The following is a 19,122-nucleotide window of genomic DNA, read 5'->3' as shown; positions in this document are numbered from 1 at the left end:
GGGTTTGTCTTTAGAATCAATGGCTTGATCTAAAGTGTACCTGAAACCGCCGGGCTTTGCCCGCGGCAATATCGCGATTCCTCCAATAATTTCAGCGGTTTACCGTTTGTGGACGGACACTAGCTAAGCTAACTCCTTGAGGGCGGCTCAGCCGGGCTGTCCGCCCCGCGAAAAAGCGGGGCCGCCTCCATCCATCTTTCGCGGACAAGGACTTTGAGTTCCTCCGCGTCGTGGATCCCTTCCTTCACCAAGGCCACCAGCAGCGCTGCGATCTCGACTGTGGCCTTCCTGTCTCGCTCGATGCCATGCTCGCGACAGAGAGCTTTCATGGCGTCCTTTACGAACGTGAAATCGTTATCGGGAACCGGCATCCGAAGCGCCCCACGCGAAGCCAGAAGACAGATACAAACAGATCGGAGAAGCCGGCCTCAGTGCATAATCGATCATCAGATCCACCTTCGATGATATCGGCTTGCCATGACAGATGGATTCGAACTCCTCCAAAACTGCTACGATCCGTCCACTGGCGCGCATTTCGTCGGAAGCTTTGTCGGCATCCGCGTATTGCTGTGCAAAGTCGGCCCACCATCGAACGTTGCTGGCGTAAACCTGCAGGTCGAGATTTCGGATTGGCAGCAATTCCAAGGCTCGTCGAATTCCTTCGCTCGGATCATCACCCATTGTCGCGCCCCGACAGCTCATGGATCTGCAGAAACGCGGCGATCCGGTTGAACCCTCTTTCGTACTTTTGCATCTGTTGAAACGTCACATTCACAGCTTTCCCAAGCGTCGTCTGCGTCATCCCGCGCATCTGTCGAAGCTGCCGGAGGCGCTCGCCAATCTCCCTATCGATTTCCGAATTGCGGCGCTGACGGTCGATACTTGGCATCTGTTGTTCCTCTCTCGATCATTGGTATTGTGAAGCGCTCGACGGTCTTCCTGCGAAGCCGATTACTGTACGAAAAGAAGCCACTCCTTCCAGCCCAGCCTCCGGATGAAAACGACTGTCCTGCCTTCGCCCGCGTACGCAGGGACAACACGCGCTTCACCCCTTCCGCCAAGTAGTTCATTGGTTTCGCCTCGGTCCGGATCCGCGAAAGCCCGTCAACGGTCTGAGCACCTCAAAGTCGCCCAATCCGGGCGCTTCGATCCGCGTTCGTTGCGCAGGAGGCCGCTTCTTCTTGGCAAATGACGCCCACCATCTCGAGGCCGCTCGCACCCGGTCGATGCCCTTGAGGATTGACAGCATATGCTTCGCTTCGTCGGACTTCATCGAGGCGAGCGGAACGCCGTCAAGTCGGACTGGTGCAAGCGTGGCTTGGTCGATGATGGACCAGCCTTCGACGTTCATGCACAATCGGTATGCGGCCATCGTTCATCCCCCAATGACAGATGGCCCGAAACTGAACAAAAACGGCAATGGGGGCTAGCTACCAAATCGGCCGGTTCGCCACGATCAAAAGTTGTATATTTCGTATCTCTAATTCTGTCTCTGGTTTCAGTGCATGGAGAGCAGTTTCTGCACGACTGTTTCTGATCATTGCATCCTTGCGGCCGATCCATCCGCGCTTTATCGACCCCGCCATCCTGCGCTCTGGCCGTCGCGACCGTCCGTGCGCATTCCTCGGCCTGACAAGGAGGCGCGTGCTGTCGAACGAAGCCGAAGGACTTACCGGAGCCGATATCGAACACAACATCCGGGAAGCCCGCCGGATCGCTCGAGTGGGGGAGAAGCCGAAGGCGATCAAGGGTGCCGAACAGATAGTTCGCATCCGTGCGCCATTTTCTCTCTGGACCATGGTAATCAGACGTCGGTGCGGCCGGCCGTAGCGCAAACGCCGCTCAGCGTGCAAGGAAGGCCGCCTTTCGAGGCTCACCCCTTGACCAGTGGGTCAGCGTGCCGATGCGCCAATCGCCATTCGACTCCTTCGCGGCGATAGACAAGGGCAGCCTCTCCTCATCAATGATTTCAATGCAATCCGCGAGATGCTGTATCCTGCGACGGTAGGGGCGGGACGAGGAGGCACTAAAGGGGCCTTTGAAGGGCGGATTGTTCACTCGTCTCTCTCTCTCTCTCTCTCTCTCTCTCTCTCTCTCTCTATGAGTGTCTTTTCCTTCCCCGCCGGAAGATTCAACATCCGGTTTTGATCGCGCTGAAAGACTTAGTCAGATGCAGCGATGAGGTACGAAATTCAGCCGGAAAAGCACGGAACCGACCGTGTCGTAGATCGAAGTACCGATGAGGTAGCTGTCTTGGAAAACGCACCTCAAGTTCGCTTATCGCTTGACCTAGCACGTGCCATGACTGGGTATCTGAACGCGCGGGACCGGTACGACACTATTTTCGGCCGCAAATCCTGAGCGCGCTTCGGTGCACGCGAAGCTCTCGGTGTGAAGCCGCCGTCAGAAATTCAGAAACTCTGGTCGTGCCATCAGAGGCAGCTTCGGACCAACAACAGAGGTGTCTAAGAATCCCAATTGCGCAAGGCTTCGAGGATAATTCGGCCCGAGGATTTCAGCTCAAATAGTGGAGGATGAAGATGAAGTACATGATCAGTTGGTTCGAACGTCCGCAGGGATCGCCTGCGGAGTACGAGAATGCCCAGAAGCGGATACTGGAGGTTTTCACTCAATGGAAAGCGCCGGCCAATTTCAAGATCGAGTTGTTCGTTGTGCGAGTGGGCGAATGGGGTGGGCATATGTTGGTGGACTGCGACGATCCGTTGGCCGTTCATAAGGCATGCTCGACCTGGCCCGCTTTTGAATTCCAGGCACGACCCGTGATTGCCGTCGAGGACGCTGTCCGGGTCGAGCAAGAAGCGATTGCTTGGCGCGATGGACTCAAACCTACGTGAGATTTAAGGGGATCCAAGCTGATATCCGCTATGGGCGGCCGATAGCGGAAGACGGCCCTGGCCGAAAAGCGCAGAGCCGATCGTTCGGGTTCGCGAGGATGTCGCTCTCGCCCAGTGGACGAGCGTTGGCGGCGGTTTGCAGTACTCAAATGCGCGTGTCGGGCTGGCTTTGTGATTGAACTAAGCCGCTACCGCGGCAATTGCGGCGGGCTTTGAGAAGAGCCTCCTGGCTGAGAGGATGAGGGTGTTGCAAACCCACCCTTCAGACAGGAGGTCCAGATGGCCGAGATAAGCCCTCTTCGCCGCCGGATGATCGAGGACATGACGGTCCGCAATCTGTCTCCGGCCACCCAACGATCCTATATCAATGCCGTCCAGAAGTTCAGCCGCCATTTCGGCCACTCGCCGGATCGGCTTGATCTTGAAGATGTCCGCGCGTTCCAAGTCTACCTTGTCTCAGGTGGAATATCCTGGGCGGCATTGAACCAGATCGTCTGCGCGCTGCGGTTTTTTTATGGGGTCACGCTCGGTCAGAATGAGATCCCGGAGCGCATCCCCTATGCCCGCGCACCGCGGAAGCTACCTATCGTTCTGTCGACGGACGAGGTAGTCCAATTCCTGGAAGCTGTCTCCAGCCTGAAGGCGCGTGTGGCACTAACCTGCGCCTATGGAGCCGGTCTCAGGGTCTCGGAAGTCTGCGGACTAAGCATCGGTGATATCGACAGCTCGCGCATGGTGATTCATATCCGCCATGGCAAGGGCGGCAAAGCCCGCTACGTCATGCTGTCGCCGGAACTGCTCGGCATCCTACGCAGCTATTGGCGCTTGACGAGGCCCAAGACGCTGCTCTTTCCCGGACGCAATCCTGACAAGCCGATCGAGCCGACGGTGTTGCATGCCGCTTGTCGTTCGGCGGTTGCAGCAACGGGACTGGCCAAGCGGGTCACCATCCATACATTGCGGCACAGTTTTGCCACCCACTTGCTGGAGAACGGCACCGATATTCGTATTATCCAAGTACTGCTCGGTCATGCACACCTGTCGAGCACGGCACATTACACGCGGGTTTCCACCGACACGATCCGCTCCACGGCAAGCCCGCTCGACCGATTGCGACTGGAGGTGACGCCGCCGGTATCATAATCGGTTGCGCCCCGCTTTCGAAGTTGCCGACATCTTTCGGCGACACGGTGGCTGCTACAGGCGAGAGAACGCCGGTCATCTTAGTCGTGGCGAACGACGTGTCATGGGCGCGATCGAAGCTTGCCGCACACCCAGGCTCGGCGGCCATGTCGATGCCTGCGATGAGTGTGGCACGACTCGCATCTCCTATAATTCCTGCCGCAATCGTCACTGCCCGAAGTGCCAGGGCATAGCTCGCAGGGGATGGGTCGCGGCCCGCATCTGCGATCTCTTGCCGGTCCAGTACTTCCATGTGGTCTTCACACTACCGCCTGGCATCGCCGAGATAGCCTTCCACAACAAGGCGGTCGTCTACGCACTGCTGATGCGGATCGCAGCCCAGACGCTGCAGACGGTCGCCGCCGACCCTAAACGGCTGGGTGCCGAGATCGGTATCATCGCCGTGCTTCACACCTGGGGCCAGGCGATGACCCACCATCCCCACGTCCACTGCGTCATACCAGGCGGCGGTCTCTCACCGGATAAGTCAAAGTGGATCGCATCCCGGCCGGGCTTTTTCTTGCCCGTCCGAGTTCTATCGCGTGTCTTCCGGCGGCTCTTTCTGACGGCCCTTGCTGACGCCTTCGCTCAGCGTAAACTTCGCTTCTCCAACGCGCTTGCACGCCTTGCCGACCCCACCGCTTTCACCAGCCATCTCGCGCACGCCCGTCGCAGTGAATGGGTCGTCTACGCCAAGCCGCCGTTTGGCGGACCGGACCAAGTGCTCGCCTATCTCGGCAGATACACCCATCGTGTGGCCATCGCCAACAGTCGTATCGTCGGTGCCGATGACGAGCATGTCGACTTCCGGTGGAAGGACTATCGACGCCAAGGACATGATCGCGAGAAGATCATGCGCCTTGACCCGCTCGAGTTTATCCGGCGCTTCCTTCTCCACGTACTACCCGACGGCTTTCACCGTATGCGTCACTTCGGCTTTCTCGCCAATAGCCATCGCCGGCAACGCATCGCCCTCTGTCGGGACCTGCTGGGCCAGCGGTCGACGTCGGCCGAGCAACCGCATTGCCTCAACCCAAATCAAGGCTACCCCTTCACATGCCCCGAATGTGACCGGCCGATGCGTCGGATGAAGGCCAACATCCGACCCGCTCAAGCACGGTCATCTTCATTCCGATGTGACACATCATGACATCAGGCGATCGGCAGACGACCCATATCACCCGCCGACTTGGACGCCGTTCCGGCGGACAATCGTCGCTGCCTGGAACCAGGCCAGATGTTCGATCCGTAGGCGCAAATGCATCCATATCGGCACAACCGGCACAGCGACCCGCGACATTGCGCTTCGACAATCATGTAAAACCTCGCCGTCTGCCACTTGATTGCGCGCCCTCAGGGCCACCGCATCACCGCGCCGGAACCGGACGCAGAACGCAATCCCCATAGTGCCAAACAACCCGCGCCTTCGTTCAATCCGGCTTATGTGAGGTCGGCCGAGTATGACGCCACTGTCCTATCCGACCTCACATAACCCTCCAGATTCCTCGTCGAGAAATTGGCACGATTCAGGACAACGTCGAAAGCGTGCCAGCGGGACAGTCCAACGCATTCATCTTTGTATCTGGCCCGCAATCTTCTCCAGAATCGCAAATAGCTCAAGATCGCACAGACACGATATTCATCGGACATCAAACCCCCTCATTGCCCTGTCATCATGTCACCTCGGCCGTCGCAAGAACCTTCAGCGGAGAGATCATTGAAGCAATCTGGAAACGTTAAGCCGTTGTATCGAGAGTCGGCACATTCGGCGGAGGAGCGCGGTGCTCTTTTCGACTACGCGTTTGAAGCTGCGCCGATCGGCGTTGCGCTGGTTAGTCCTTCTGGGGAGATCGTCAAGGTGAACGGAAGTCTTGCCACCATGCTCGCTCGAGCGCGCGACGATCTGACCGATGTCCCATTTGGCCACATAACGCATCCGGACGATTTGGAAACGGACATGAACCTGTTCAATGATGTCCTCCGTGGAAAGAGGGACGGCTATCGGCTCGATAAGAGATACTTGAGACCGGACAACTCGGTGGTTGAAGCATGCCTGACGGTGACAGCAATGCGGAAACCGTCAGGGGAGGTTGCGCGACTGCTGGCGATGATCGAGGACGTGACGGAGGCTCGCCGGATTGAACGTCAACTCTTGGAACGCGCGGCACAGTTGGAACTCGCCATGGAGGCGGTGAGGGGCGGTTTTTGGCACATGGACCTGCAGACAAAGAGTTTCGAGACGTCGGACCGGCTGGCGCGTTACATCGGCGGACCCCAAGCCGGCCGAATGGACCTGAACGCATACCTCGCCAACGTACACCCAGATGATCATCCTGCTGCCAACCTGACGCCGCTTCTACAAGGGGAGGTCGACAAGGCTGTAGCGGAATATCGCCTTCGAACCACCGAAGGAGAGCGCTGGATGCGTTGCGACAGGCGTCTGCTTCGGGACGCTCAGGGAACACCCTTCCGTATAATTGGCGTGGTGATCGACTTTACTGAAGAACACCTGCGACGCGCCGAACTTGAGGCCAATGCTGACACCGACGTGCTAACAGGACTTTTCAATCGGCGCGGCCTGCAGAAGAAGTTCGATCGCATGAGCAAGGAGAAGGGCCGACTGGTGCTCACGATCGATCTCGATGGCTTCAAGGAGGTCAACGACAGCTTAGGTCATGCCGCCGGCGACCAGGTTCTAATCGAGACGGCCTCGAGATTGAAGGCGGCGGTCCGACCCAGTGATGCCGTATGCCGGTTGGGCGGAGACGAATTTGTCGTTGTTCTCGAAGGTGGCGGTGAAGTCGCTGAGCGAGTTGCAGGTCGTATCGTAGCTGAACTGGCCGCGCCTATCGACTTGAAGGAAGGTGTCGTGCTTGTCGAAGCAAGCGTAGGAGCTGCCTGGACCAACTCCTCCACGCCGACTCTCGAAAAGATGATGAGGCACGCCGACAAGTGTCTCTACGAGGCCAAGGCGAAAGGCAAAAACACGGCAGTGGTTTGCGAAATGACGGGATGATCGACGTCTGCATGGCAAGTCATAGCGGGACGAGGCGGGTGATTCTGGGTAGAGGTGATGGACTTGGACCGGCAATCGCAGCCCATCGATAACGACCGGAAAACGCCAATTGTTTAAAAGCATCTCATCAGCATATTACAGGATAGACGTACGCGGTGTCCCGCTCACACCTCGAACTAGATTCTTTAAGCAGTTTCGAGGACTGCGGTCATGACTGGGACGTAAATATCCGCAAACACCGGATATTGCGCCGCGAAGCAGGCCTGCTTTCACGGCTGGCTCATGGTGCCGACGGGGTCGCTTGGCCGCAGCCTGCCCCTTAATCTTCATCCCGCAAGATGTACCGACCGGTTGGCAGAAGGTCGAGATGGTGGGATATTGGGGGGTCGACATTTGCTGGCCGCCTTGGAAGCAGTATGCGGGACAGGTCTCGATTTCTGGATGGCCGCACTTGAACATCCCGTGTGGGCTGTTGCCGTTGCATTTCTGTTCTCGGTGTGGTGCACATGGCTGATTGCGCGAGGAACTTTCCGGTGAAGGCTAGTCAGACAAACGCTGCAGCCGTCGCGGTCGCTCTATTTCGGGAACAAGAAGGTGACGACCGCCCGAACTCCCCAGCCGTCCGGTCCGTTTTCCGGTGATTGCGCCCAGTAACGCGCACCTATGCCAAAGCTTACGGGCTGTTCGCCGAACTTTACAATCTTTGAGACCTGGAAGTTGATCGGGACCGACCAGTCCTTGGCTTCCCAGTCGTATGTACTCTCGGTGTTCAATGAAAACGTCCAGGCTTCAGGCGTCGTATAAGAAATGAAAGGCTGTAGATACGTCGAACTGACGTCAGCACGGTCGCTCTGTCCGGCAAACGACCAAATATGGTTTGCCAGTATGCCGAATGTCCAGGGACCTTCCTGCTTTAGAGCAACGCCAGTTGGACCTGCGCCCCACTTTCCTGTTCCGAGGAGTTCGTCGGTGCCGGTGGGCAGAAGGAATGCAGGGCCGACGCCCCAGATGATTCCACTTTCAGTTGGCTTGGCAGGCGACAGGAAGAAACTCTGCAGCGTGTCCCCAAGCCCGAACTGCTCGCCTGACGGGCCAGCGATGTCGTCCTGCCAGGTCACAGGCAGGATTGTTCGGGATATGAGGTTCCAGTCTTCATTGAGTGAAAACGGAATCACCGGCTGAATATTCAGCGTAGCGTGATCGCCATCTTGGGGGCCGTACCCTTGGTCATAGTTGAACTGGAATGGCACGCTGATCAGAGAGGCAATCGGGTTCGAGAGCTTTTTCGCTAGCTCCTCACTGGACTGGGCGTGCGCAGATGTAGCTATTGATGTCAGAAGGACGATATAACTCAGGAGTTTGAGAGAATTTTCTGACACAGTCATTGCTCCTACCTGCAAGTCGGTTCAACACTCCAGCGGAGCCATGCAGGAGCCCCCCAAGGTCGCATGTTGCAAGCATGATGAGATAGTCCTAATGTTGGCGCAAGTGCACGGTGACAACACTTGGTCCAGAACAATAGGGCATTCTGTGGTTTGGCGGGTATCAGTTGTGAAGCCGTTTTCTAAACGCTTGTCATTGCCCTTTAGGGCAATATGAGTTTAGCGTAAGCGCTAATTTCTGTGCGCCTTCTGTAGCGGAGTGCTGTGAGGCATGAAGCGTCCACCAAAAAATAGGTGGACACCAAATCATGGATGAAGATGCTCCTAAACTGCAGGTACGGCTTGTTGGTCGCGACGGCCGCCGTCGATATGACCCTGCGTCGAGAGATCAGCTTGTCGCGGCGTGCTTAGAACCCGGCGTTTCGGTCTCGCGGCTGGCGCTGGAGCACGGCGTCAATGCGAATCTCGTCCGGAAGTGGATGAAGAAGTCCAGAGCGGAGCGTCAATTGCCTTTGGCCTCGGCGTTCGTTCCGGTTCAGATTGCTCCGGATATGCACTCGGGTTCTGCTGGCGATCTGAAGAAGACCAAGCCATTGAGCCAGTGCCTTCCCGCATCCAAGGTGAGCGCACTCCTGCCGAACGGGGTCAGCCTGACCGTCGAGTGCGCCGGTGTGGAAGTGCTGGAAGCAATCATAGGAGCGCTGGGTCATGTTCAGACTGGGCGGTGATCTCAAGGTTTACCTGCATCGCGAACCGATCGACTTCCGCGCGGGCATCAACAGCCTGGCGGTCCTGGTCCAGGAGACGATGGCGCTGGATCCGTTTGCGCCTGCGGTTTTTGCCTTCTGCAATCGCCGGCGTGACCGAATGAAGCTGCTGTTTTTTGATCGTTCCGGTTTTGTGATGGTCCTGAAGCGGTTGACCGAGGACAGGTTCAGATGGCCCCGTTGCGAGGTGCCGGTGGTCATGCTGACGACAGAACAGCTTCACTGGATCCTCGATGGCATCGATATCGACGCAATGGTGCGCCATCCGGTGCGGCAATATCAGATTGCCGGCTGACGGATGTCGAATTGAGCAGTTGACGCGGCTGGGCGGTTCAGATTCAAGAATCTGATGACTCGCACCGGCGAACCGAGCATTGCAGAACTGATGGCGCAATTGGCAGCCAATGCTGCCGAAATCGCTGCGCTCAAAGCCGAGAAGGAAGCGCTCTCGCAGCGGGTCGTCAAGCTGGAAGAAGAGCTTGCACTGGCAAAACTCCATCGCTTTGCCCCCCGCAGTGAAAAGCACATTGATCGTCTCTTCAACGAGGCCGAAGAGGCTGCGGTCGAGGATGGCAGCGAAGCAGGCGATGTTGTCGAGCTTCCGGACACCGGCCTGCCAGCGGTAGAAGGTCAAACGGGAAAGAAGCGTGGACGCAGACCTCTGCCAGAAGACCTGCCACGCGAGCGCGTCGAATATGACCTCCCCGACGATCAGAAGTCTTGTCCCTGCTGCCAGGGTCAGATGCATCGCATGGGCGAGGCTGTTACCGAGCAGCTCCATATCGAGGTCAAGGCAAAGGTCCTACAGAATGTGCGGTTCAAGTACGCTTGCCGCCATTGCGACCGCACCGGGATCAACACACCCGTCGTGATCGCACCGATGCCGACGCAGCCCCTGCCGGGCAGCATCGCTACCGCCTCGACGTTAGCCTTCGCGCTCGTCCACAAATACGTCGACGGCACACCGCTTTACCGCGTGGCTCAGACATTCGAGCGTGCTGGTGTTCCGATCAGCCGCGGCGCTCTCGCTCACTGGGTCATCGGCTCAAGCGAGAAGCATCTGCACCGCATCTATGATGCGCTGAAACTGCGGTTGCGATCGCAGCCTCTCATTCATGGCGATGAGACGACGGTTCAAGTCCTCAAGGAAAAGGACAAGGAGGCCACCAGCACATCGTACATGTGGGCCTATCGCAGCGGCGAGGACAGTGACCAGCCAATCGTACTGCTCGATTATCAGCCCGGGCGCGGCCAGATCCACCCGCAGACCTTCCTTGGTGACTACCGCGGCATATTGGTGAGCGATGGCTACACAGCCTGGCGCACATTGCATGGCGCAACCCATGTCGGATGCATGGCTCACTCCAGGCGGCGCTTCGTCGAAGCCCTCAAGGCAAGAAAGAATGGCGGCGGCCCGCCGGAGCAAGCGCTCAGGTTCTTCGAGCAGCTCTACCGGATCGAGAGGCAGGCGCGAGAGATAAAGCCCGACGCCGGTGAAACGCAGGCCGCCTGCATTCGCCGCTTCCGGCAACAGCACAGTTTGCCTGTCCTGAACGCCCTCAAGACGTGGCTCGATAACATCGCGCCGAAGGTCGTGCCGGATACCAAGCTCGGCGATGCTGTGTCCTACACCCTGAACCAATGGGATTATCTGACGCGCTACACCAGCGACGGCAGGATGCCGATCGATAACAACATCCTGGAACGCGACATCAGGGTTTTTGCGACCGGAAGAAAATCGTGGCTGTTCAGCGACACTGCTGACGGAGCCAAGGCCAGTGCTGTGATTTACAGTCTGATGCTGACATGCCGCGCCTGTGGCGTCGACCCTCTGATCTGGCTGCGCCACGTACTCACCGAGTTGCCACAGCGCGAAGAGAATGCCGACATCGGCGACCTGCTCCCGTTCAACTTCTCCAAGACCTCCACGACCGAATAGAGCCGGATACCGCGACCGATGCTATCCGCCGTTCGGTGTGGAACAGGCGTCAATACGCATCGAAAATCGCGCTTACAGTTTAGCCGCGTGCGCGCTATATTTTCCCTCTGTTTGGAACAGATTATCGTCCAAATCGGAGAGGCATCTAGCGCGACCGACAGAGGCGAGCCTCCTTCCATAGGGTGGACATTAGGGCCGCTTAAAGGGTCCATATTCATTCTCATTACGGTTCAGCCGCTCGACCAGTTCCTCGGCCTCCTCGTCGAGAAGCATATCCATGACCACCCCATCGATAACGACCGGCTGACCGGTGACTGCATCGACGACTGTCCAGTAGTTGTTTAGGTTCTCGCGACGGCTATACCGCACGGCTGCCATGAGGTGTGCCTTTGGGTGCTGCTGTGGCGCGACCTTAGCCGTCCTCTTCCCTTTCTCTTGGGCGTTAAGGATAAATTCAAGGTTGCTAGCGGTATCGTGGGGTAACCGATCGAGAACCTCTCCGTTCTTTTCCGCAGCCTTTCCTTCACGGTAGTCTATGACACGCCAACTGCCGTCTGAGTTCTCCTCTAAACCGTACCGCTTGTAGGGCATTGGTTCGCCTTCTTGTTACCTTGTTACACCTAAACGCCGACCCCGGAATGTTTGTTGCAAATTTCTGAGCGACCCATCGGATATGCAGCACGCGGTAACCCCCGGTGCCCCCTTCGATCTGCCGCGTGTGCCGCGTCGGTCGGCCTATTGTCACCTCTTTCGGTGCAAACCGGAGGTAGCTTGGATACTCTTTAGAGTTTGGTTGGCTGGACATTGTTCGACAAAGGCGGCGCACCTGTTCAGGAACGTCACCAACTGGCCGAATTCTGTATTTCCTTGGGCTGCATTGGATGCATACTTTCAAGTCCGGGCTGCTGTTTGGCGTTGGTGAAGACGCTACGTGCATTGCCGATCACATGGCCGCGAAAGCCACGTAATTCAATGAGGACCGCGCCGGGATGTGCGCAGTATGAAGTACCGACGTTTCCAGGATACAGTCCCAGTTGATAACCGAGCGGAGCCGTGTTCGTCCTGGATCGGCACAAGCCGAACGGCACGTCACTCGGCAACCCGGCCTTCCGGAGGCCATCCTCCAAAATGCCAACCAGCTGAAAGTACGGACCTTCGCATCCCGTGCCAATTAGATGCAGTTCGGAGCCGTCTTCATACTAATCCCTAAAGCGGCGTTCTTGACGTACATTCATGGAAAAATCCTACAGGGGCAGTGTGCCGATTCCGATGAAACCGCCCCTTTGTTCCGAGATGATTGCGCCTCCGGATGACTGCCGATGCAATGTCGCACCCAGTATGTCAAAGCCGCACTGCAAAGGCATTCTTGCTGCATGCCCAGAACGCCTTAATGGAATGGGCTATTGCCTAAGGTTGGCCCGCGCTTTCGTTTGCTTCTGGCCGGTAGCGGAAGACGGCCTTGTCCGGAAAGGGTAGCGAAACACGTTTATTCGACTAAGTTTTGGTCCCGCAAACAGCCGTTCGAAATGAAATCGAGGATGGACGGATCGGCCAAGCGGTGGCCGATCCCTGACGCGATGCTATCGCGTTCGCTCGCTGACCACTTAACGACTTCGACCTCACTCGGCCGCCAGGTCTTGGTGAAGAACGGTTCGAGCGAGCTGTAGAGCCGCAGGCACGGGATAAACCTTTACCGGGTATCGTTTGAATCCAATTGCCTCGTTTGACATTCGCTGACTGCGTCGGGTCGAAGAAGATTGCAGTCGTGGAGGATGATACCCTCGTCGAAGCCAGGTGAGAAAATCGTGTGCTTCCGGCTTTTGCAAAAGAACGAACGTCACTCCTACTTCGGCGGGAAGACCTATGGCGTCATCGATCACCGAGAAAATGCCGAAAGCGTCCTCGCAGATCCGATACCTAGCGCCTTGATTGTCTTTCATCGAAGCCGCCCTCCATATGCCAATATTATGACAGGTGCCGGTGCATTGAAGTAGCCTACGCGTGAGGCAACGCGAGGATACAGTAAGACACGCACGCTGCGCATGGCTAATTGCTATTATAGCAGCTACAGGGCTACAGGGAATCGTTTGCCGTTTGGTTGGCAGTTCGGAAGAAAGAAGAAAATCCCGAGAGTCAGGAAGCCGCCAGCACTTGTTCCTTCGGGGTTCCGAAGTTTACATTCTCCCGGCCCGCGACGGCGTAGTTGCCGGGTTTCTTCTATCAATCGGATTTCAACATGACGAAAGAAGCCGCTCAGATCAGTGCAACTTTGCTGTTGTTTGCGGCGATGATCGTGCCGTTGATGACGCGAGGATGGCCGCTTTGGGCGAGAGCCGCGTGGCAGCTGGCGGCTTTCATCGCGCTCACATATCTCGTGCTGCGAACGGTGGGCTCACCGTTTGGTCCGGAATTTGATACCGTGCAGCCCGGCGCCCGAATATGGCAGCAACTTATCGAGGTCGGATGGTGGCTTATCGCGGCCCAGTGTGCAATCGGCATTGTCCGGCTGTTCGTGGTGTTCGAGGCCAAGCCACGAGAAACCCGCATCGTCTCTGACCTGATGGCCGGGATCATCCATCTTCTGACGCTGTTCGCCGTGATCAACTTCGTCTTCGCCGTTCCGGTCGGCGGCCTTCTTGCCACCTCCGGCGTCATTGCGATCGTGTTGGGCTTAGCGCTTCAGAGTAGCTTGTCAGACGTATTCTCCGGGATCGCCGTTGGCATCGAGCGGCCCTACAGTCCCGGCGATCTGGTTTGGGTAGAAGGCGGGATCGAAGGCCGGGTCATACAGGTAAACTGGCGCTCCACGCACATTGCGACGCCGAACGGGGACGTTGCCATCGTTCCCAACAGCGTGATGGCTAAGGCACGCCTGGTGAACCACAGTATGCCGACGAACATCCGTCGCGTCTCAATCACGGTGAAGCTCGCGGCGAACGAACTGCCGGATCGTTGTATGGCGGTTCTGAACGCGGCAGTCAAAACCTGCATGTTGCTGTCCGCGACGCCGCCGCCCAGTGTCGCCCGCACGGGACTTGAGGGCGATGGCGTGGCCTATGACATCAGCTTTTCCATTCCAAGCATCGAAGTGCTCGTCGCAGCCCGTACCGAACTGCTGGGCCACGTTCAATCCCATCTTCGCCACGCGGGCATTGCACTTGCCGTTCCGGGTGTCCCGATCCGAGCGCGCTTGGACGTTCCAAGCGCAGCAACGCTCCTCCAGGAGTCTGACTGGTTCGGAGTGCTCGCCGAGTCCGATCGAATTCTCTTGGCGGAGCATCTGGTCGAGGTGTGGTTTGCGGCGGGCGACAAACTCATGAAGCAGGGCGATGATCCGAAAGTGCTGTTCATTCTGGCGTCGGGCACCGTGGAGATTTCGAATGATACTCCCGAATGGCCCGAAGTGATCTTCCGATTGGGGCCGGGCAGCAGCCTTGGGGCGATCGGCATGATCACAGGGACACCCTACGCGGCAACCGCTACCGCACTGACACCCGTGACCGCTTACAGCCTTGACAAACAGGGCGTGGGTGACGCCATCGCGGTACGGCCGGATCTCGTCAAGAGCTTTGAAGTATTGGCTCGCAGGGGGCAGGAAATGAACCGCAGGGACGTGGTTGCGCGTCAGAGCGACGATGCTGAAGCGCCCGAGATGTTCCTGTCGAAGCTTCGCAGCTTTCTGCGAAAGATCTCAGAGACCCCCCGCAGCGAAGGCCAAAGGCGACGCCGCTAGTCATGAAATGCCGGGGGTAAAGTCTCTTGCGCGGGAAACGGGAGCCGGAACCGTTCCCGCGGTGAAGGGCTTGAAAGGCGAGAGCACCAAAACCGCTGTTTCCGACCGGATACGGGGTGGAGTCGCGCGACGGGCTCCTTCGATCACGACGCTGCCATCACGTTGAGAGCCGTTCGCCAGCCGAACGGGCTCTACAATCTGTCGAAGCTGTCGGTCTGGTGGCTGAGGCAGGAAGGCCAGGGCGTTGAAGCAGATGCCGTGCCGCCGGCCGCCGACGATGACGTCCGCCTTGTGAAGACCCTGGCGAAAGGGCCTGTCGAATAACGCCGGGACCACAACAATTTAGCGCGCCGGAGAGGATGAAACTGGGAACTCGTATGTCCTTGTTCGTGCGTTATAATTTCTGAAGCCGTCCGGCAAGCCGTCAGCTATTTCTTCAATGCCGCCGCAAGATCGCCATGCTCGAAGGCTGACGCCATACGATCACACTCCCTTACGCTGAGCCCAATGCGCCCGGCCTCGTCTCTCCAGCAGGAAACGCTGGCGGCAACCTCGGCCGCGATCCCGCGCGCCTGTGCGGGCTTCAGTTCAAAATAATCTGCGACGGACAATGCCACGTCGAGAGAGGCAGTTTGGTCGTCGAGGTCAATCGCCGTCGAGAGAACACGCGGTTTGATATCGACCGGAACGGGGTTGAGATCATAGGCAGGGGAAAGAGCCCAGCCGTCAGGGCCTGTGTAGAGAAAGCCGTGATTGCGCATATGGTCGTCTGAATTCGAGATCATGATCGTGAAGACAATGCGCCGCCATAACTCGCGCATGTCTTCTTTCGCTCTCGCACCGCTCTGCCGCAGGGCATCGACGATCTCCAGATAGCTGTGCGGCTCGTTATCCTTTGCGCCCAGCATGCTCATGGCTGACAGAAACGGAATGCGGGTCGCGCCGTCACGATCAAAGCGGCGGAGCAGCAGCACCGGCTTTTCGGCGATATGCTCAAACTGTGATGCGGCGGTCGCTATCCCGGCCCTCGCCGCAAGAGACAGTGCAACGGCCTCCCAGGCGACGGTATTGAATTCGTCATCCTTGTGCGGAAACTTTGCGATGACGAGCGCGCCGTCCCTGTCTCTGACGGACGCCTTCGGACGCGCGCCGCCGAGGGAGGAGCCCGGCGCAAGAAGCAGTCGCAAATTCTCATCCTCATCATCATCATGACCATCATGATCATCATCAATGATGCGCTCGGTAGCGGCCAGCAGCCTCGGCAGTTCAATCAGCGGCGGGATGCGTGTGGCGTCCTCGTGATCCGCGAGGAAGGGCCCGCCTTCCTTGCCAGCAAAACGCAAGGCTCCCTGCCTAGCCTCGTCATCGACCGCGAGAAGATAGTCGATTTCTCCCAGAGTGCGCGGCGGTTCCCCGGCTTTTTCAGCGCGGCGTCTTTCGGCCGGCGCATCAAAGCGCGGCCCCACCGGTCGGGTGCGGAATCGCCGATTGAGCCGAACATGAATCTGTCGGCCGCAGTGTGGAACGCGCCCTCGCCGAGGTTCAAGGCAGGCTCCAGAGCAAAACGCTGTCCATTCTCAAGCCATGACGGCGCATACTCGAAAGTGGCGCTTTCGCGGTTCTTGCGCATATGTGCCCAGAGCTTCCCGACAAGATGGGAGGCGCCGCCAAGGTCGACATAGACGAGCGTTTCCTGATCCATCATCCGTCCTTCGAGGGCTGGGGGCTCTTGGGGCGTCTGATGCGTCTCGGCAGATGCTCTTCTTCCAGCTCCAGTCCGCGCGGGTCGTGCCGCACGTCCGCAAGGGTGGAAAGACGATCAATCAATCCAAGCACAAATAATATGGTGGCATAGGTGCCAAGCGACACTCCCGCGTCGCCCTTCTCGACCTTGACAAGGGTTGTGCGGCTGATCGAGGCGCGCTCGGCTAGGATTGCCGAGGGAATGCGCCGCCGCCGCCGTGCATCGCGGATATCCTGGCCCAGCTTGCGCAGGGCACGCCGGACGGGGATAGGCAGGTTATATGATGCGTTCTTGTCCATTGCGTTCACGATCGTAGTCGCTATAGCAGTTAGTGTACACGATTATGAACGTTAAATCAACTGATGCGCTCAGAACGCCCAAAACGCATTGTGCCAGCTATGTCCGCGAACGTGAACCAAAAGCCGCTTAATGACCATTATTGTGAACATTATGAAAACGCGCACCTTTATCAGCCCCGCCCCAGAATTTTAACTTTCGCGTGTTTCACATACGCGAAAGTTAGAGATGTCATGCCGACGGGCAGCTAATCTCCTTCAGCGCTGTCGGGCGCCGGACGCTCTGCTGCCCAGGTCAGCAAGGCGTCGAGTGCCGGGCATAGCGCCTGCCCCCAATCTGTCAGGCCATATTCGACCTTTGGCGGCACCTGATGATGGACAATGCGACGGACGATCCCGTCCTTCTCCATCTGTCGAAGCTGCTGGATCAGCATTTTCTGTGAAATCAAGGGGATGCCGCGCTCCAAATCGGAAAACCGCATGATCCGGCCACCAAACAGGTGAAACAGGATGGTGAGCTTCCACCGCCCTTCCAACAGCTTCAATGCCTGCTCGACGCCCTCCGCCGCCATTTCGCGTGTATAGGTGCCAACCTTACCTTTTGGTATGTACCTTACTTTTTCGTGTGTTCTTGTCATTTTGATAGCGTATCGCCATACTTAATTCCGCGCAATCCCGCTGGCCGTACAAGGCTTAACCAGAGAGGCCATGTAAATGATTGATCTGCCAAAGCCAATTGCTGACTACTTCACGGCTGACAAGGGCGACGGTAATGCTGTTGCCAAGTGTTTTACTGAGAACGCCATCGTAAAAGACGAAGGTAATACCTACAAGGGACGAGCCGCAATTGCGCGCTGGAAGGCCGAAGCGTCGGCAAAGTATGAATATACGAGTGAGCCGCTTAAGATAGAGCGCGCTGATGGCAAGGTGATCGTCACCAGCCACCTCGTCGGCAACTTCCCCGGAAGCCCCGTCGATCTGCGATATTTCTTTGTACTGGAAGGCGGAAAGATTGCGGCGCTGGAGACGGCGCTATGAGTTTTAGCCTCGATTTGCAAGGCAAGCGCGCACTGGTAAGTGGCGGAACGCAAGGCGTTGGCGCGGCGGTTGTCGCAACGCTGCTGGATGCTGGCGCGACCGTGCTGACGTCGGCGCGTTCGGTTCCGCCGCCGTCCGCCGGCGGTCCGCTTTATGTCGCCGCCGACCTTGCAACGGCTGAAGGCTGCGAGGCGGTCGCCCGAGCGGTCACGGAACAACTCGGTGGCATCGACATCATTGTCAATGTTTTGGGTGGGTCGAGTGCGCCTGCTGGAGGCTTCGCAGCCCTTAGCGACGACGAATGGGCAAAGGCGCTCAACCAAAATCTCATGTCTGCCGTTCGCATCGACCGCGCATTGCTTCCGCTAATGCTTGAACAGGGATCAGGCGTCATCATTCATGTTACGTCGATTCAGCACCAGTTACCGCTCCCCGAGTCCACGACTGCCTACGCTGCGGCGAAAGCTGCGCTTTCGACCTACAGCAAGAGCCTCTCGAAAGAGGTCACGCCGAAGGGCATTCGCGTCGTGCGAGTTTCGCCAGGCTGGGTAGAAACGGAGGCGGCCGTGCGCTTGGCACAGCGTTTGGCCTATGAAGCTGGCACGGACTACGAAGGCGGCAAGCAGATCATCATGAAGGGGTTGGGAGGCATACCGCTCGGCAGACCGGCCAAGCCAGAGGAAGTCGCGGATTTGATCGCTTTTCTCGTGTCCCCTCGTGCGAGCGCAATCACCGGGACCGAATACACCATCGACGGTGGCACTGTGCCGACAGCTTGAGATGATTGCCTCTTAATGCCGCAACAATCGCAATCAGGCTGCTATGCGACGGGGCGCGGCGGGTGGCGCAGAACGGAGTGACCAATTCGTGACCAAGACCAGAAAAAGCCTTGGCATGGTAAGTGTCCTTCCCGAGAGAGGGGTGACAGTTCAAACCGGAGACATGGGTTACACTTTTTGCCTTTGCGAGGAGAGCGAAGGTGCCTTGGCAGAAGTGCAACCGCATGGACGAGCGTCTCAAATTCGTTGCGCGGGTTCTGGATGGCGAGAAGATAGCGGCGCTGTGCCGCGAATTCTGCATCTCCCGCAAGACCGGTCACAAGATCATCACCGCTATAACGACAGCGGTCTGGAAGGACTGACAGATCGATCGCGACGCACCCTCCACTGT

Annotated in this window: 21 protein-coding genes and 2 pseudogenes; 13 read left to right on the top strand and 10 right to left on the bottom strand. The window is 57.8% G+C overall.

Annotated elements, in window-relative coordinates; genetic code table 11:
• Positions 1-128 precede the first annotated feature (128 nt).
• From LPU83_RS53690 to LPU83_RS53680, 3 genes are read right to left on the bottom strand one after another with little or no spacing between them, the layout of a single operon-like run.
• Positions 129-371: a hypothetical protein gene (locus LPU83_RS53690; protein WP_051509101.1), complete on the bottom strand. Its 243-nt coding sequence runs from the start codon at positions 369-371 to the stop codon at positions 129-131.
• On the bottom strand, positions 355-681 hold the full coding sequence (locus tag LPU83_RS73625; RefSeq protein ID WP_024318065.1) for a hypothetical protein: 327 nt from the start codon (positions 679-681) through the stop codon (positions 355-357). The genes LPU83_RS53690 and LPU83_RS73625 overlap by 17 nt, the downstream gene beginning before the upstream one ends.
• A complete protein-coding gene (locus tag LPU83_RS53680; protein WP_024318066.1) occupies positions 674-889 on the bottom strand; it encodes a helix-turn-helix domain-containing protein in 216 nt (71 codons plus the stop codon). The genes LPU83_RS73625 and LPU83_RS53680 overlap by 8 nt, the downstream gene beginning before the upstream one ends.
• Positions 890-2,540: 1,651 nt before the next feature.
• Between LPU83_RS53680 and LPU83_RS53675 the strand changes: the two genes are divergently transcribed.
• The 4 genes from LPU83_RS53675 (at position 2,541) to LPU83_RS53660 (ending at position 7,053) form a co-directional block, all read left to right on the top strand.
• A complete protein-coding gene (locus tag LPU83_RS53675) occupies positions 2,541-2,855 on the top strand; it encodes a DUF3303 domain-containing protein (RefSeq protein WP_024318069.1) in 315 nt (104 codons plus the stop codon).
• A gap of 279 nt (positions 2,856-3,134) precedes the next feature.
• Positions 3,135-3,998, top strand: coding sequence for a tyrosine-type recombinase/integrase (locus LPU83_RS53670; protein WP_037069958.1), 864 nt, complete (start codon positions 3,135-3,137; stop codon positions 3,996-3,998).
• A 4-nt stretch (positions 3,999-4,002) separates the two neighbouring features.
• Positions 4,003-5,187 carry an IS91 family transposase gene (locus LPU83_RS53665; protein WP_082321227.1) on the top strand — a complete coding sequence of 395 codons (1,185 nt, stop codon included), beginning with the start codon at positions 4,003-4,005 and terminating at the stop codon, positions 5,185-5,187.
• Between the two features lie 567 nt (positions 5,188-5,754).
• Positions 5,755-7,053 carry a diguanylate cyclase domain-containing protein gene (locus LPU83_RS53660; protein ID WP_162392081.1) on the top strand — a complete coding sequence of 433 codons (1,299 nt, stop codon included), beginning with the start codon at positions 5,755-5,757 and terminating at the stop codon, positions 7,051-7,053.
• A 575-nt stretch (positions 7,054-7,628) separates the two neighbouring features.
• On the opposite strand, the gene LPU83_RS53655 is transcribed toward LPU83_RS53660, so the two are convergent.
• Complete coding sequence (locus LPU83_RS53655; RefSeq protein WP_029710669.1) at positions 7,629-8,438, bottom strand: hypothetical protein; 810 nt, start codon at positions 8,436-8,438, stop codon at positions 7,629-7,631.
• A 305-nt stretch (positions 8,439-8,743) separates the two neighbouring features.
• On the opposite strand from LPU83_RS53655, the gene tnpA reads away from it, so the two are divergent.
• The 3 genes from tnpA to tnpC are packed head-to-tail and all read left to right on the top strand — an operon-like array spanning position 8,744 to position 11,141.
• Positions 8,744-9,163: an IS66-like element accessory protein TnpA gene (gene tnpA, locus LPU83_RS53650; RefSeq protein WP_037069550.1), complete on the top strand. Its 420-nt coding sequence runs from the start codon at positions 8,744-8,746 to the stop codon at positions 9,161-9,163.
• On the top strand, positions 9,144-9,497 hold the full coding sequence (gene tnpB / locus LPU83_RS53645; protein ID WP_037069548.1) for an IS66 family insertion sequence element accessory protein TnpB: 354 nt from the start codon (positions 9,144-9,146) through the stop codon (positions 9,495-9,497). Before tnpA ends, tnpB begins: the two co-directional genes overlap by 20 nt.
• Before the next feature lie 54 nt (positions 9,498-9,551).
• Complete coding sequence (gene tnpC / locus LPU83_RS53640; protein WP_037069545.1) at positions 9,552-11,141, top strand: IS66 family transposase; 1,590 nt, start codon at positions 9,552-9,554, stop codon at positions 11,139-11,141.
• Positions 11,142-11,330: 189 nt separating this feature from the next.
• Here the strand turns inward: tnpC and LPU83_RS75370 are convergent, their stop codons facing one another.
• Entirely contained in the window at positions 11,331-11,732 is a 402-nt protein-coding gene (locus LPU83_RS75370) for a hypothetical protein (protein WP_309475149.1), read from the bottom strand.
• A gap of 718 nt (positions 11,733-12,450) precedes the next feature.
• On the opposite strand from LPU83_RS75370, the pseudogene LPU83_RS74200 reads away from it, so the two are divergent.
• Positions 12,451-12,552, top strand: a pseudogene (locus LPU83_RS74200) (ornithine carbamoyltransferase); the annotation flags it as partial.
• Positions 12,553-12,760: 208 nt separating this feature from the next.
• Here the strand turns inward: LPU83_RS74200 and LPU83_RS73620 are convergent.
• The gene (locus tag LPU83_RS73620) at positions 12,761-13,081 is read right to left on the bottom strand and encodes a hypothetical protein (protein ID WP_157997361.1); all 321 of its coding nucleotides are present in this window, start codon (positions 13,079-13,081) and stop codon (positions 12,761-12,763) included.
• A 296-nt stretch (positions 13,082-13,377) separates the two neighbouring features.
• On the opposite strand from LPU83_RS73620, the gene LPU83_RS53625 reads away from it, so the two are divergent.
• Positions 13,378-14,874 (top strand): mechanosensitive ion channel family protein, encoded by a 1,497-nt coding sequence (locus LPU83_RS53625; protein WP_141652623.1) that lies wholly within the window; start codon positions 13,378-13,380, stop codon positions 14,872-14,874.
• A 162-nt stretch (positions 14,875-15,036) separates the two neighbouring features.
• The gene (locus LPU83_RS53620) at positions 15,037-15,198 is read left to right on the top strand and encodes a hypothetical protein (RefSeq protein ID WP_157997360.1); all 162 of its coding nucleotides are present in this window, start codon (positions 15,037-15,039) and stop codon (positions 15,196-15,198) included.
• Positions 15,199-15,302: 104 nt separating this feature from the next.
• Here the strand turns inward: LPU83_RS53620 and LPU83_RS53615 are convergent, their stop codons facing one another.
• From LPU83_RS53615 to LPU83_RS53605, 4 genes are all read right to left on the bottom strand, one after another.
• On the bottom strand, positions 15,303-16,217 hold the full coding sequence (locus LPU83_RS53615; RefSeq protein ID WP_309475148.1) for a type II toxin-antitoxin system HipA family toxin: 915 nt from the start codon (positions 16,215-16,217) through the stop codon (positions 15,303-15,305).
• Complete coding sequence (locus LPU83_RS75365) at positions 16,145-16,576, bottom strand: HipA N-terminal domain-containing protein (protein ID WP_309475147.1); 432 nt, start codon at positions 16,574-16,576, stop codon at positions 16,145-16,147. The genes LPU83_RS53615 and LPU83_RS75365 overlap by 73 nt, the downstream gene beginning before the upstream one ends.
• Positions 16,576-16,917, bottom strand: a complete 342-nt coding sequence (locus tag LPU83_RS53610; RefSeq protein ID WP_024318683.1) for an XRE family transcriptional regulator — start codon at positions 16,915-16,917, stop codon at positions 16,576-16,578. The genes LPU83_RS75365 and LPU83_RS53610 overlap by 1 nt, the downstream gene beginning before the upstream one ends.
• Before the next feature lie 245 nt (positions 16,918-17,162).
• On the bottom strand, positions 17,163-17,552 hold the full coding sequence (locus tag LPU83_RS53605; RefSeq protein WP_024318684.1) for a winged helix-turn-helix transcriptional regulator: 390 nt from the start codon (positions 17,550-17,552) through the stop codon (positions 17,163-17,165).
• 76 nt (positions 17,553-17,628) lie between these two features.
• Here LPU83_RS53605 and LPU83_RS53600 point away from each other — a divergent pair, with 76 nt between their 5' ends.
• The 3 genes and pseudogenes from LPU83_RS53600 to LPU83_RS53590 form a co-directional block, all read left to right on the top strand.
• Complete coding sequence (locus tag LPU83_RS53600) at positions 17,629-17,952, top strand: nuclear transport factor 2 family protein (protein WP_029710505.1); 324 nt, start codon at positions 17,629-17,631, stop codon at positions 17,950-17,952.
• Positions 17,949-18,731: an SDR family oxidoreductase gene (locus LPU83_RS53595; protein WP_024318686.1), complete on the top strand. Its 783-nt coding sequence runs from the start codon at positions 17,949-17,951 to the stop codon at positions 18,729-18,731. The genes LPU83_RS53600 and LPU83_RS53595 overlap by 4 nt, the downstream gene beginning before the upstream one ends.
• Before the next feature lie 224 nt (positions 18,732-18,955).
• Positions 18,956-19,110 (top strand): annotated as a pseudogene (locus tag LPU83_RS53590) (helix-turn-helix domain-containing protein); the annotation flags it as partial.
• Positions 19,111-19,122 lie beyond the last annotated feature (12 nt).

Origin of the sequence: Rhizobium favelukesii, assembly GCF_000577275.2 — a bacterium.
GTDB lineage: Bacteria > Pseudomonadota > Alphaproteobacteria > Rhizobiales > Rhizobiaceae > Rhizobium > Rhizobium favelukesii.
Note: the sequence above shows the minus strand (reverse complement) of the source record. Positions and strands in the feature narration are given on the sequence as shown.

What these genes read in the sequence shown, in the direction of transcription:
- LPU83_RS53595 (WP_024318686.1), top strand. Translation starts at nt 17,949, where the DNA reads ATGAGTTTTAGCCTCGATTTGCAAGGCAAGCGCGCACTGGTAAGTGGC.
- LPU83_RS53655 (WP_029710669.1), bottom strand. Translation starts at nt 8,438, where the DNA reads ATGACTGTGTCAGAAAATTCTCTCAAACTCCTGAGTTATATCGTCCTT.
- tnpC (WP_037069545.1), top strand. Translation starts at nt 9,552, where the DNA reads ATGACTCGCACCGGCGAACCGAGCATTGCAGAACTGATGGCGCAATTG.
- LPU83_RS73620 (WP_157997361.1), bottom strand. Translation starts at nt 13,081, where the DNA reads ATGAAAGACAATCAAGGCGCTAGGTATCGGATCTGCGAGGACGCTTTC.
- LPU83_RS73625 (WP_024318065.1), bottom strand. Translation starts at nt 681, where the DNA reads ATGGGTGATGATCCGAGCGAAGGAATTCGACGAGCCTTGGAATTGCTG.
- tnpA (WP_037069550.1), top strand. Translation starts at nt 8,744, where the DNA reads ATGGATGAAGATGCTCCTAAACTGCAGGTACGGCTTGTTGGTCGCGAC.
- LPU83_RS53680 (WP_024318066.1), bottom strand. Translation starts at nt 889, where the DNA reads ATGCCAAGTATCGACCGTCAGCGCCGCAATTCGGAAATCGATAGGGAG.
- LPU83_RS75365 (WP_309475147.1), bottom strand. Translation starts at nt 16,576, where the DNA reads ATGGATCAGGAAACGCTCGTCTATGTCGACCTTGGCGGCGCCTCCCAT.
- LPU83_RS53600 (WP_029710505.1), top strand. Translation starts at nt 17,629, where the DNA reads ATGATTGATCTGCCAAAGCCAATTGCTGACTACTTCACGGCTGACAAG.
- LPU83_RS53675 (WP_024318069.1), top strand. Translation starts at nt 2,541, where the DNA reads ATGAAGTACATGATCAGTTGGTTCGAACGTCCGCAGGGATCGCCTGCG.
- LPU83_RS75370 (WP_309475149.1), bottom strand. Translation starts at nt 11,732, where the DNA reads ATGCCCTACAAGCGGTACGGTTTAGAGGAGAACTCAGACGGCAGTTGG.
- LPU83_RS53670 (WP_037069958.1), top strand. Translation starts at nt 3,135, where the DNA reads ATGGCCGAGATAAGCCCTCTTCGCCGCCGGATGATCGAGGACATGACG.
- LPU83_RS53605 (WP_024318684.1), bottom strand. Translation starts at nt 17,552, where the DNA reads ATGACAAGAACACACGAAAAAGTAAGGTACATACCAAAAGGTAAGGTT.
- LPU83_RS53610 (WP_024318683.1), bottom strand. Translation starts at nt 16,917, where the DNA reads ATGGACAAGAACGCATCATATAACCTGCCTATCCCCGTCCGGCGTGCC.
- LPU83_RS53625 (WP_141652623.1), top strand. Translation starts at nt 13,378, where the DNA reads ATGACGAAAGAAGCCGCTCAGATCAGTGCAACTTTGCTGTTGTTTGCG.
- tnpB (WP_037069548.1), top strand. Translation starts at nt 9,144, where the DNA reads ATGTTCAGACTGGGCGGTGATCTCAAGGTTTACCTGCATCGCGAACCG.
- LPU83_RS53690 (WP_051509101.1), bottom strand. Translation starts at nt 371, where the DNA reads ATGCCGGTTCCCGATAACGATTTCACGTTCGTAAAGGACGCCATGAAA.